Origin of the sequence: Ruegeria marisrubri, assembly GCF_001507595.1 — a bacterium.
Lineage (GTDB): Bacteria > Pseudomonadota > Alphaproteobacteria > Rhodobacterales > Rhodobacteraceae > Ruegeria > Ruegeria marisrubri.
Window position 1 is genome coordinate 1 of sequence record NZ_LQBQ01000011.1, and the last position, 12,861, is coordinate 12,861.

The 12,861-nt window shown below is 63.9% G+C and carries 9 protein-coding genes and 1 pseudogene; 8 read left to right on the forward strand and 2 right to left on the reverse strand.

What is annotated here, in order from left to right:
* Positions 1-239, reverse strand: a 239-nt coding sequence (locus tag AVO45_RS19955) for a hypothetical protein (RefSeq protein ID WP_205627865.1), incomplete at its 3' end; no start/stop codon positions are given.
* On the opposite strand from AVO45_RS19955, the gene AVO45_RS07050 reads away from it, so the two are divergent.
* The 8 genes from AVO45_RS07050 (at position 238) to AVO45_RS07085 (ending at position 11,897) form a co-directional block, all read left to right on the forward strand.
* Positions 238-822, forward strand: a complete 585-nt coding sequence (locus AVO45_RS07050) for an ANTAR domain-containing response regulator (RefSeq protein ID WP_068345371.1) — start codon at positions 238-240, stop codon at positions 820-822. The two genes, AVO45_RS19955 and AVO45_RS07050, sit on opposite strands and share 2 nt — an antisense overlap.
* Positions 819-1,988, forward strand: coding sequence for a CmpA/NrtA family ABC transporter substrate-binding protein (locus AVO45_RS07055; protein WP_068345373.1), 1,170 nt, complete (start codon positions 819-821; stop codon positions 1,986-1,988). The genes AVO45_RS07050 and AVO45_RS07055 overlap by 4 nt, the downstream gene beginning before the upstream one ends.
* Before the next feature lie 293 nt (positions 1,989-2,281).
* Positions 2,282-3,649 carry a CmpA/NrtA family ABC transporter substrate-binding protein gene (locus tag AVO45_RS07060; protein WP_068345375.1) on the forward strand — a complete coding sequence of 456 codons (1,368 nt, stop codon included), beginning with the start codon at positions 2,282-2,284 and terminating at the stop codon, positions 3,647-3,649.
* 72 nt (positions 3,650-3,721) lie between these two features.
* Positions 3,722-4,804: an ABC transporter permease gene (locus AVO45_RS07065; protein WP_068345377.1), complete on the forward strand. Its 1,083-nt coding sequence runs from the start codon at positions 3,722-3,724 to the stop codon at positions 4,802-4,804.
* Between the two features lie 5 nt (positions 4,805-4,809).
* Positions 4,810-6,489 (forward strand): ABC transporter ATP-binding protein, encoded by a 1,680-nt coding sequence (locus tag AVO45_RS07070; RefSeq protein WP_068345383.1) that lies wholly within the window; start codon positions 4,810-4,812, stop codon positions 6,487-6,489.
* A 4-nt stretch (positions 6,490-6,493) separates the two neighbouring features.
* Positions 6,494-8,929 (forward strand): nitrite reductase large subunit NirB, encoded by a 2,436-nt coding sequence (nirB, locus tag AVO45_RS07075; RefSeq protein WP_068345391.1) that lies wholly within the window; start codon positions 6,494-6,496, stop codon positions 8,927-8,929.
* Complete coding sequence (gene nirD, locus AVO45_RS07080; protein WP_068345392.1) at positions 8,926-9,258, forward strand: nitrite reductase small subunit NirD; 333 nt, start codon at positions 8,926-8,928, stop codon at positions 9,256-9,258. Before nirB ends, nirD begins: the two co-directional genes overlap by 4 nt.
* Positions 9,258-11,897 (forward strand): nitrate reductase, encoded by a 2,640-nt coding sequence (locus tag AVO45_RS07085; RefSeq protein ID WP_068345394.1) that lies wholly within the window; start codon positions 9,258-9,260, stop codon positions 11,895-11,897. The genes nirD and AVO45_RS07085 overlap by 1 nt, the downstream gene beginning before the upstream one ends.
* A 58-nt stretch (positions 11,898-11,955) precedes the next feature.
* Here the strand turns inward: AVO45_RS07085 and AVO45_RS07090 are convergent.
* Positions 11,956-12,641: pseudogene (locus AVO45_RS07090) on the reverse strand (IS6 family transposase); the annotation flags it as partial.
* Positions 12,642-12,861 lie beyond the last annotated feature (220 nt).

The following is a 12,861-nucleotide window of genomic DNA, read 5'->3' on the forward strand; positions in this document are numbered from 1 at the left end:
CGGGCTGCTGTGAAAATACTTGAATGGGTCGCGTTTTGGCATGGCGGGAAGCTACGAGACCGCCCTGCCCGGCTCAACCAAATTCCTTCTGACAACACCTGAACAAGCAAGGAATCCGCCTGCTTTCCACGCATCCATTGTTGATCTGCCGAAAATTTCAGCAACACGGGGCCGAATTTCTTTGACCCGCACGGCCCTGCGTTGAACATCGGCGCCGCAAAGCTCAGCACAAGGGACATGAGCCAGCCACTATCTGTTGTCGTCGTCGAGCAGAACCGAGACCGAGCCCTAGCTATCGTCGATGCGTTGAAGGATGCGGGCGACGTTGACGTATCGGTAATCGGCAACTTTTCCGGACTGGCGCGCACGATCGCCGCGCATGCGCCGGACGTCGTGTTGATCGACATAGACAACCCCTCGCGGGATATGTTGGAAGAACTGACCGTAGCGTCGGGGCCGATGGAGCGCCCGGTGGCCATGTTCGTTTCGGGCGCGGCCGGCAAGCTGGCCCGCGCGGCGGTCGAGGCCGGGGTCTCGGCCTATGTCGTCGATGGCCTTCAGCCCGAGCGCGTGATGCCCGTCATTGAAACCGCGATCGCCCGTTTCCAGATGCTGCGCCAGATGCGGACCGAACTGGAAGCAACCCGCCGCGCACTGGAGGAACGAAAGGTCATAGACCGCGCCAAGGGACTGTTGATGAAAGCCAAGGGCATTGATGAGGACGATGCCTATGCGATCCTTCGCAAGACCGCGATGAACCAGAACCGCCGCGTGGCCGACGTGGCGCAGGCGCTCGTAACAGCGTCAGAGATGCTGTCATGAGAACCGTCACGCTGCCCGTCGCCTATGTGCCCTTGGTGGATGCAGCACCTTTGATCGTGGCGCGCGAATTGGGTTTTGACGAGGCCGAAGGCCTGTGTCTGGACCTCCGGGCCGCCCCGTCGTGGTCTTCGCTGCGCGACATGTTGGCTTTTGGCCACGTGGATGCGGCGCATCTCCTCTCGCCCATACCAATCGCGATGGCGCTGCGCCTAAGCGGCATGTCTACGCCATTGTCCGCGGTATCGGTCCTGTCGCTCAACGGCAACGTGATCGGCATCAGCCGTGTTCTCGAAGAACGCCTGCGCGCCTTGGGTCATCGGTTCGACTTTAGCGACGCCCAGGCCGCCGGGTCCGCGCTTTCCCGCGCCGCGAAAGACGGTCTGGTTTTCGGAGTCCCCTTTCCGTTCTCGATGCATGCCGAGCTGTTGAGGTACTGGATCGCAGCCTCGGACCTGGCCTCGACGCCGGTCGAGATCCGAACGGTTCCTCCTCCATTGATGGCTCAGGCACTGGTCGCGGGCGAAATCGATGCCTTCTGCGTCGGCGAACCTTGGGGGTCTGTTGCAGTGGACGACCGGGCCGGCGCCCTTTTGCTGCCGGGAAATGCGATCTGGTCCTGCTCACCCGAGAAGGTTCTGGCCGTGCGCACTGAATGGGCGGACACCGAACCGCACTTGCTGGGGAGGCTGATGCGGGCCGTCTGGCGCGCCGGGCGCTGGCTGGGCAATGCGGAAAGCCGGGCGACCACCTCTGAGATGTTGTCGCGCAAGTCCTACCTTGATGTCCCGGCTGAACTGATCGACCGCTCATTGGCGCGCCGGTTCCTGATCTCGTCGCGCGGCGAGCAGCGACATGTGCCCGAGTTTCTCGAGTTCCACAGCGGTGCTGCCTCTTTTCCCTGGCGCAGCCAGGCCAAATGGATCGCACACCAGATGGCTTTGCGAAACGGGCTTGATCCGCACATGGCTCAGGCATTGGCGGCAAGGGTCTTTCGCAGCGATCTGTATCGGAATGCGCTGCAAGGCACGGGCGCCGAACTGCCCGGGGCATCGGAGAAGGTGGAAGGCGCCCTGGCCGAGCCAACGGCTGTTGCCACCGAGCGGGGAAACCTGATTCTGCCACCCAACCAGTTTTTCGATGGACGAATTTTTGAGCCCAACACCTAACGCTGCACAAAATTTTTGCACCGCAGCATTTCTCGATGCCGCAACGCAGAAAAAACAGGGGGTCTCCGTCGATTCAAGGTGACCGCGCCGGGGTGGCGTGGCTTACTGAGGCTGTCGGAAGGCAACGGAGCCCTCCGCAGGAATTCGCCCGACGGACCGGGCACCCAGCACGAGCAAAGCCGCTCGACCGACCGCCATCTCCTCCCGGCGGTTCGTGTCGGCGGCTTTTTTGTTTGCCCGGAACTCGCGCCGGGCTGTCACCCGCGCATCGGCGCAGGACGAAAGGGACCGAGATGAAGAAACTGATGCTGAGCCTGGCCATGACCACGTCGCTGACCGCGCCGGCGCTGGCCGAAATGCTGGAACTGGAAAAGGACGAACTGACCTTCGGCTTCATCAAGCTGACCGACATGGCGCCGCTGGCCGTGGCCTATGAGCAGGGGTATTTCCTGGACGAAGGCCTGTTCGTGACGCTCGAGGCGCAGGCCAACTGGAAGGTTCTGCTGGACGGCGTGATCGGCGGCCAACTGGACGGCGCGCATATGCTGGCGGGTCAACCGCTGGCAGCGACCATCGGCTATGGAACCGAGGCGCATATCATCACGCCTTTCTCGATGGACCTGAACGGCAACGGCATCACGGTATCCAACGAGGTCTGGGCGGAGATGAAACCCAACATCCCGGTATTGGACGATGGCCGCCCGCAGCATCCGATCAGCGCCGAGGCACTGGCTCCGGTGGTCGAGAAGTACAAGGCCGAGGGCAAACCCTTCAACATGGGCATGGTGTTCCCGGTTTCGACCCATAATTACGAGCTGCGCTACTGGCTGGCCGCCGGGGGCCTGAACCCGGGCTATTACAGCCCTGAAAACGTGACCGGTCAGATCGGCGCGGACGTGTTCCTGTCGGTCACCCCGCCGCCGCAGATGCCCGCGACGCTCGAGGCCGGCACGATCCATGGCTACTGCGTGGGCGAGCCGTGGAACCAGCAGGCGGTGTTCAAGGGCATCGGCGTTCCGGTCATCACCGACTACGAGCTGTGGAAGAACAACCCTGAAAAGGTATTCGGCATCACCGCCGAATTCGCCGAGCAATACCCGAACACCACCTTGGCCTTGACCAAGGCGCTGATCCGTGCGGCGATGTGGCTGGACGAGAACGACAATGCCAACCGTCCCGAGGCGGTCGAGATCCTCAGCCGCCCGGAATATGTGGGGGCCGATTACGAGGTGATCGCCAACTCGATGACCGGCACGTTCGAATACGAAAAGGGCGACAAGCGCGAGGTGCCCGATTTCAACGTGTTCTTCCGCTACAACGCGACCTATCCGTTCTATTCCGACGCGGTCTGGTACCTGACACAGATGCGCCGCTGGGGGCAGATCCCCGAGGCCAAGCCGGACAGCTGGTATGACGAGGTCGCCAAGTCGGTCTACAAGCCCGAGATCTATCTGCAGGCCGCGCGCCTGCTGGTCGAGGAAGGCCTGGCGGACGAGGCCGACTTCCCCTGGGACAGCGACGGCTACAAGGCGCCCACCCCGGCCGAGGACATCATCGACGGCATTCCCTTCGATGGCCGTGCACCGAACGCCTATCTCGAAAGCCTGCCGATCGGCCTGAAAGGCGACCAGAAGGTCGTCGGGACCGAAGTCCAAGGCTGACCCCGAACCGTCCTGCCCGGCTGCGGTCGGGCAGGACCCCTGAAACGCCCCGCCATCGCAAGGACGCATCAGATGACAACGGTCGACCCGGAATTCAACGCAGACGCCGCACGGGACGCGCGCCGCGCCCGTCTTTTCACCCGCATCAACGCCGCCGACAAATGGTTCCAAGTGCTGGGCCTCAGCTGGGCCACCCCAGTTCTGAAGGCCGCCGCCGGCGACAATCCCCGCGCCCAGATGGCCGAGATCTGGCGGCTGCTGATCGTGCCGATCCTGTCGATCTGCGCCTTTTTGCTGCTGTGGGCGACGCTGGCGCCCAAGGTGCAGACCTCGCTTGGGGCGGTACCCGGCCCGGCGCAGGTCTGGGAGGAAATGGTCAACCTGAATCAGGACGCGCAGGCCAAGGCTGCCAAACGCGCAAAGTTCGAGGCGATGGTCGAAAAGCGGAACCAGAAGCTGATTGAGGCCGGCCGCGCGGACGAGGTCAAGCAGGTCGCCTATACCGGCGCGCCGTCTTACTACCAGCAGATCTGGACCTCGATCAAAACCGTGTTCTTCGGGTTCCTGATCGCCACGGTCGTGGCTGTGCCGCTGGGCATCGCGGCGGGTCTGTCGCCCACCGCAAACGCGGCCCTGAACCCGTTGATCCAGGTGTTCAAGCCGGTCTCGCCGCTGGCCTGGCTGCCGATCGTGACGATGATCGTCTCGGCCGTCTATGTCACCAATGACGGCTGGTTCGCGAAATCCTTCCTGATTTCGGCCATCACGGTGACGCTGTGTTCGCTCTGGCCCACGCTGATCAACACCTCGTTGGGCGTGGCCTCGATCGACAAGGATCTGGTGAACGTGTCCAAGGTTCTGAAGATGAACACGTGGACCAAGATCACCAAGCTGGTGTTGCCCTCGGCGCTGCCGCTGATCTTCACCGGCCTGCGACTGTCGCTGGGCGTGGGCTGGATGGTCCTGATCGCAGCCGAGATGCTGGCGCAGAACCCGGGCCTGGGCAAATTCGTCTGGGACGAGTTCCAGAACGGCTCGTCCAGCTCGCTGGCCCGGATCATGGTGGCGGTCTTCACCATCGGCATCATCGGCTTCCTGCTGGACCGGGTGATGTACGCGCTGCAGTCCCTATTTACCTTTACCAACAACCGGTGAGCGTGATGAGCATCCTCAGCTTCGAAAACGTCTCGAAATCCTTCGGCGAAGGCACCGGGCGCACCGATGTTCTGAATAGCATCGACCTGCAGGTACAGGAGGGCGAGTTCCTGGTGATCCTGGGCTTTTCCGGCACCGGCAAGACCACGCTGATCAAACTGATGGCCGGGCTGGACATGCCCAGCCGCGGGCAGGTCACCTTCAAGGGCGCGCCGATCAAGGGGCCGGGGCCGGAACGCGGCGTGATCTTTCAGAACTACTCGCTGATGCCGTGGCTGACCGTCAGCGGCAATGTCGGGCTGGCGGTCGATACGGTCTTTCCGGGCCTACCCAAGGCCGAAAAGGCCGCGAAAGTGGCCCATTACGTCAAGATGGTCGGCCTCAGCCACGCGGCGTCGCGCCGGCCGGCCGAATTGTCGGGGGGGATGCGCCAGCGGGTCAACGTGGCCCGGGCGCTGGCCATGAACCCCGAGGTCTTGTTGCTGGACGAGCCGCTGTCGGCGCTGGACGCGCTGACCCGCGCCAACCTGGCCGACGAGATCGAGCGCATCTGGGAAGCCGACCGCAAGACCTGCGTGCTGATCACCAATGACGTGGACGAGGCGATCATTCTGGCCGACCGGATCATCGCCCTGAACCCCGACGGCACGCTGGGGCAGGAGTTCCGCGTCTCGATCCCGCGCCCCCGCGACCGGGCGGTGATGAACACCGATGAAACTTTCAAGCGCCTGCGCGCCGAGGTCACCAAATACCTGATGGATGTGGGGATTGAGGCCAAGGTCGAAGGCACCCGCCTCCTCCCCGAGGTCACGCCGATCCACGGCGTGCCCGCCGCCGTGACCGAGGCGCAGAAGGGCATGATCGACAGCCGGTTCCTGGATTTCTCGCAGCTGCACAAGGTCTATCCCACGCCCAAGGGGCCGCTGACCGTGGTCGAGGATTTCGACCTGAAGATCGACAAGGGCGAGTTCATCTCGCTGATCGGCCATTCGGGCTGTGGCAAATCCACGGTGCTGACCATGGCAGCCGGGCTGAACGAGATTTCCAAGGGCGCGATCAAGCTGGATGGCCGCCACGTCGAAGGTGCCGACCCTGAACGCGCGGTGGTGTTCCAGTCGCCCAACCTGTTCCCGTGGCTGTCCGCGAAAGAGAACGTGGCGATCGGGGTCGACAAGGTCTACCCGAACGCCAGCCAGGCCGAGCGGCAGGACGTGGTGGAATATTACCTGGAACGCGTCGGTCTGGCCGATGCGATGGACAAGCAGGCCAGCGACATGTCGAACGGTATGAAACAGCGCGTCGGCATCGCCCGCGCCTTTGCCCTGTCCCCCAAGCTGCTGCTGCTGGATGAACCCTTCGGGATGCTCGACAGCCTGACCCGCTGGGAGCTGCAGGAGGTCCTGATGGAGGTTTGGTCGCGCACCAAGGTCACCGCGATCTGCGTCACCCATGACGTGGACGAGGCGATCCTGCTGGCCGACCGGGTGGTGATGATGACCAACGGCCCGCAGGCCACGATCGGCAAGATCACCCGCGTGGACCTGCCCCGCCCGCGCACCCGCAAGGCGTTGCTCGAACATCCCGACTATTACGCCTACCGGCAGGAAGTGCTGGATTTCCTCGAAGAATACGAACACGGCGCCAAGCCGAAATCGCCCGCCCCCAAGGCCATTGCAGCGGAGTGAACCCATGAAACAGAAACTTGTCGTGATCGGTGCCGGGATGGCGTCGGGCCGCGTGCTTGAACATCTTACCGAGACCGCGCCGGATGCGTTCGACATCACCCTGTTCAACGCCGAACCGCGCGGAAACTACAACCGCATCATGCTCAGCCCGGTTCTGTCGGGCGAGAAGACCTATGAGGACATCGTCACCCATGACGGCGGCTGGTACGCGCAGCGGGGCATCGCCTGCCGCTTTGGCGAGCATGTGGTGAAGATCGACCGCGAGATGAAGGTGGTCGAGGGCGAAAACGGTCATGTGCCCTATGACAAGCTGCTGATCGCCACCGGCTCGGCCCCGTTCATCATTCCGGTTCCGGGCAAGGATCTGCCCGGCGTCATCACCTATCGCGATCTGGACGATACCAACGCGATGATCGACGCGGCCGCCAAGGGTGGCAACGCGGTGGTGATCGGCGGCGGGCTTCTGGGGCTCGAGGCCGCGGCGGGGCTGGCCGAGCGCGGCATGACCGTCACCGTGGTGCACCTGATGGGCCACCTGATGGAACGGCAGCTGGACGAGGCCGCCGGCTACCTGCTGCGCAAGGATCTGGAACTGCGGGGGATCACGGTGCGGACCCAGGCCTCGACCAAGGCCATTCTGGGCGAAGGGCGCGCCGAGGCGGTGCTGCTGGAAAGCGGCGAGACCCTGCCCGCCGATCTGGTGGTGATGGCCGTCGGCATCCGCCCCGAAACCCGGCTGGCCACCGATGCCGGGCTGGACGTGGCCCGCGGGATCGAGGTGAACGCGCAGATGCAGAGCTCGGACCCCGATGTGCTGGCCGTGGGCGAATGCGTCGAATTCGACGGCCACCTGTTCGGTCTGGTTGCGCCGCTTTACGATCAGGCCAAGGTCGCGGCCAATACCCTGCTGGGCCAGCCGGACGCTTTCGTGGTCAAGGAACTGGCCACCAAGCTGAAGGTCACCGGCTGCGACCTGTTCAGCGCCGGAGACTTCGCCGAGGGCGAAGGACGCGAGGACATCGTTTTCCGCGACCCGGCGCGCGGGGTCTACAAGCGGCTGGTGATCGAAGACGACCGCCTGATCGGCGCGGTCATGTATGGCGACACCGCCGATGGCAGCTGGTTCTTCGGCCTGATCAAGGACGGCACCGACATCGACGAGATGCGCGACACGCTGATCTTCGGCCCGGCCTATCAGGGGGGCGACACCGCGGACCCTCTGTCAGCCGTTGCAGCATTGCCGCCTGAGGCGGAGATCTGCGGCTGCAACGGCGTATGCAAGGGCACCATTGTCGAGGCGATCGCCGCCGGGGCCACCGATCTGGCTGCCGTGCGCGCCAGCACCAAGGCCAGCGCATCCTGCGGGACGTGCACGGGTCTGGTCGAGCAGGTCCTGCAGGTCACGCTTGGGGATGAGTTCCAGATGCCGGCGGCGCAACCGATCTGCGGGTGCACCGACCTGACCCACGAGGACGTGCGCCGCCTGATCAAGGCGCAAGAGTTGAAAAGCCAGGCCGCCGTCTGGCAGGAGCTGGGCTGGAAAACGCCCAATGGCTGCCATGTCTGCCGGCCGGCGATCAACTATTACCTGCTGGCCGACTGGCCGCTGGAATACCAGGACGACCCGCAAAGCCGGTTCGTCAACGAACGCAAACACGCCAACATCCAGAAGGACGGCACCTTCAGCGTCGTGCCCCGCATGTGGGGCGGCATCACCAACCCGGCCGAGCTGCGCGCCATCGCCGACGCGGCCGAGAAATACGACGTGCCCACCGTCAAGGTCACCGGCGGTCAGCGCATCGACCTGCTGGGCGTCAAGGGCGAGGACCTGCCCGCCATCTGGGCCGATCTGAACCGGGCCGGCCTGGTCTCGGGGCACGCCTATTCCAAGGGTCTGCGCACGGTCAAAACCTGTGTCGGCACCGATCACTGCCGCTTCGGAACCCAGGACAGCACCGGCCTTGGCATCAAGCTGGAAAAGATCCTGTGGGGATCGTGGACACCGCACAAGCTCAAGCTGGCGGTCTCGGGCTGCCCCCGCAACTGTGCCGAGGCGACCTGCAAGGATATCGGCGTGGTCTGCGTGGACTCGGGCTATCAGATCGGCATCGGCGGGGCGGCCGGGATGGACGTCAAGGAAACCGAGCTGCTGTGCCAGGTCCCGACCGAGGACGAGGCGATCGAGGTGGTGATGGCCGTCACCCAGGCCTATCGCGAGGGCGGCAAGTATCTGGACCGGTTGTACAAATGGCTGGCCAAGGTCGGCATGGACTGGGTCAGGGCCAATGTGGTCGACGACCTCGAAAACCGCCGGGCATTGGCCGAGCGGTTCGAACTGTCGCAGAGCATCTATCGCAAGGACCCCTGGGCCGAGCATGTGCGCGACAAGGCGCCGAGCTACGCCCCGATTGCAGATTTCACCCTGGAGGCCGCGGAATGAGCTGGATCGACATCGGACATATCGACGACGTGCCGCTGCGTGGCGCGCGTCTGGTGAAAACCCGTCTTGGCTGCATCGCAATCTTCCGCACGGCCGAGGCAGAACTGTTCGCGGCCAGCAATGCCTGCCCCCACAAAGGCGGCCCCCTGTCCGAAGGCATCGTGCATGGCCAGTCAGTGACCTGCCCGCTGCACAACTGGGTGTTCGACCTGAATACGGGTGAGGCCCAAGGCGCGGATGAAGGCCGGATTACCACCTATCCGGTTCGTCTGGAGGATGGGCGCATCCTGCTGGACGCCCGCGCCATCACCGAGAGGAGTGCCGCCTGATGGACGGCTCGAACCTGCCCGAGGTGCGATCCACCTGCGCCTATTGCGGCGTGGGCTGCGGCGTGCTGCTGCGCCCGGACGGGGCGGGCGGTCTGACCGTGCGGGGCGACCCGGACCACCCGGCGAATTTCGGACGGTTGTGTTCCAAGGGCACCGCGCTGGGTGAAACGGTCGGGCTGGAGCACCGCCTGCTGACCCCGCGCGCCTTTGGCCGGGACGTGGGCTGGGACGACGCGCTGCAACTGGTGGCCGACCGGTTCCGCGAAACGGTCGCGACGCATGGTCCCGACAGCGTGGCCTTCTATGTCTCGGGGCAGTTGCTGACCGAGGATTACTACGTGGCCAACAAGCTGATGAAGGGCTTCATTGGATCGGCCAATATCGACACCAATTCGCGGCTGTGCATGGCATCGACCGTGGCCGGGCACAAGCGGGCCTTTGGCACCGACACCGTGCCCGGCACCTACGAGGATCTGGATCAGGCCGATCTGGTGGTGCTGGTCGGGTCGAACCTGGCGTGGTGCCACCCGGTTCTGTACCAGCGCGTTCTGGCGGCACGGCAGGCGCGCGGCACCCGGATCGTGGTGATCGACCCGCGCCGCACCGCCAGCTGCGATCAGGCCGATCTGCATCTGGCGCTGAACCCGGGCAGCGACGTAGCCCTGTTCAACCGCCTTCTGACGCGGATCCATCAGGACGGCCATGTGCAACCCGATTTCCTGACCCGGACCGAGGGCTTTGCCGACGCCCTGCACGCCGCCCGGCGGGATGACCCGGCAACCACGGGCCTGACCGAGGCGGAAATCGACGCCTTTTGCGACCTGTGGATCAAGACCCGGCGGGTCGTCACGGTGTTCAGCCAGGGGGTAAACCAATCCTCTTGCGGCACCGACAAGGTGAACGCCATTCTCAACTGCCATCTGGCCACGGGCCGCATCGGGCATCCGGGCATGGGGCCGTTTTCCGTGACCGGCCAGCCCAATGCAATGGGCGGGCGCGAAGTGGGCGGGCTGGCCAATACGCTGGCCTGCCATCTGGACATCGAAGACCCCGATCACCGGACCGCCGTGCAACAGTTCTGGCAAGCGCCGAAAATGCCCGAGCGCGCGGGCCTGAAGGCCGTCGACATGTTCCGCGCGGTCGAGGCGGGCCGGATCAAGGCGCTTTGGATCATCCACACCAACCCGGCCGCGACCATGCCCGATGCCGACCGCGTGCGCCGCGCCATCACCCGATGCCCCTTTGTCGTGGTCAGCGACATCACCCGGCAGACCGACACCGCCCGCCTGGCGCATGTCCTGCTGCCCGCCACCGGTTGGGCGGAAAAGGACGGCACCGTCACCAACTCGGACCGGACCATCAGTCGCCAGCGCGCGGTTCTGCCACCCCCCGGTCAGGCCAGACCCGATTGGCAGATCCTGTCCGAGGTCGGGCGCAGGATGGGATTCGGCCCCGCGTTTCGCTACCGGTCCGAGGCGCAGATCTTCCGCGAACATGCGCGCCTGTCCGCGCTTGCGGCCGCATTGGGCAAGGATTTCGACATATCCGGCCTGGCCACCCTGTCCGATGACGAATATGCCACGCTGCCGCCGACCCGGTGGCCGGTCAACGGGTCGGCCTCGGACGGTCGATTTTTCGGCGACGGGCGGTTCTTCCACGCGGACGGCAAGGCCCGGTTCGTACCCGTGACGCATCGCCGGCCGGCTGCAAGCCCGACGCGGGGCTATCCGTTTGTCCTGAACACGGGGCGTATTCGCGATCAATGGCACACGATGACCCGGTCGGGCCTGTCGCCGCGCCTGTCGGGCCACCTGGCAGAACCCTTCCTGGAAATTCACCCCACGGATGCCGAACGCCTGGGCCTGAGACCGGCTGATCTGGTGAAAGTATCAAATCCGACTGGGCGAGCGGTCTTAAGGGCGCGAATTACGGATACGGTCGGATCAGGACAGGTGTTTGCTCCGATCCATTGGGCCGGCGAATGCGCCTCGGCCGCGCGGATCGACGCACTTGTTCCGGCAATCACTGACCCGATCTCGGGCCAGCCTGAGAGCAAGGCCGCGAAAGTCGACGTGCAGAGGCTTCAGGCAGATTGGTACGGGTTTGCCGTTTCTATCGACCCAATTCAGTGCGACGCGGACTATTGGGCGACGTCAGTTACGGCCAAAGGCTTTCGCACGGAACTGGCGGGATGTGCGTCGGTGGGCGACTGGGAACTGACGGCGCGCAGGTGGTTCAACTTGCCCGAGGCCGAGATGATTTCCTCTGTGGACGCAGCGCGCGGCACGTTCCGTTTGGCCTTTTCCATCAGTGGACAGGTGAAGGCTGCGCTATTCATCGCACGAACACCGGTTGCACTCATGCGCGACCACATCGCCTCGCTATTGGATGAAGAACCCGGGCAAGTTCTCAGCGGCCTCGCCACGCGCGGCAAGAGGGACGCGGGCCCGATCATCTGCGCGTGTTTCGGCGTTGGGATGAAAACCATTCTGGACGCGATCCAGTCGGGCGCCGTATCGTCGGTAGAGGAAATCGGAGCTGCGTTGCAAGCGGGTACCAATTGTGGATCTTGCAGACCAGAATTGGCTGACATGATGAAACGGTCTGTTCGTGCGACCGCAGAGGTGGTGTCAGACTAGTTCTAACCCGTCTCACCAAGAGCAGGATCGCTACGCCGTTTTCGGCGCAGAGGCCGCACCACTCGGCGAGAGCGGCGTTGCGGATCAGCTTGAAGTTTGCCCGGGTGTAGAGGTGGCGCTCCTGGTTGAAATGGTTTGAGACGGAGGAGTGAACGGCGGCGAATGTCTGTAGACTTCGCATGCGCCGAAAGCGCTGCATTGCCCGTTCTCGTCGTCGAAATGGCAGGTGCGAATTCTCGACCCGATTGTTCAACCAACGGCCTGTGCGCTGAAGCTCGACAGCTCCAATTTCCCGCAGCGCCGCGCGATATGACGGGAGGCGATCCGTCACCAGAACTTCCGGCCGACCGTAGCGTTTCATCAATTTTCTGAGGAATTTCAGGGTGACTCGCTTGTTCTGGCGTTTCGTGACGACGGCCTCCAACACTTCGCCTTCGTGATCTACTGCCCGCCACATGTAGTGGCGCTCGCCGTTGATCTTCACGAAAACCTCGTCGACATGCCACCGCCATTGCCGCCCGGACCGCAATCTTTCCGCCCGCCGTCGTCTGATTTCAGACGCGAACATCGGGCGAACCTGTTCCACCAGAACCGGATCGTTTCGTGGCTGACGTCGATTCCACGTTCGTGCAGCAGGTCCTCGACATTCCGCAGTGAGAGCGGGAAGCGGACGTACATCATGACCGCCAACCGGATGACTTCCGGGCCGCTGTGAAAATACTTGAATGGGTCGCGTTTTGACATGGCGGGAAGCTACGAGACCGCCCTGCCCGCCTCAACTGGATTCCCTATGACACCACCCCTCGACGTTCCGCAGCGAGAGCGGGAAACGGACGTACATCATGACCGCCAAGCGGATGACTTCCGGGCTGCTGTGAAAATACTTGAATGGGTCGCGTTTTGGCATGGCGGGAAGCTACGAGACCGCCCTGCCCGGCTCAACCAAATTCCTTCTGACAACACC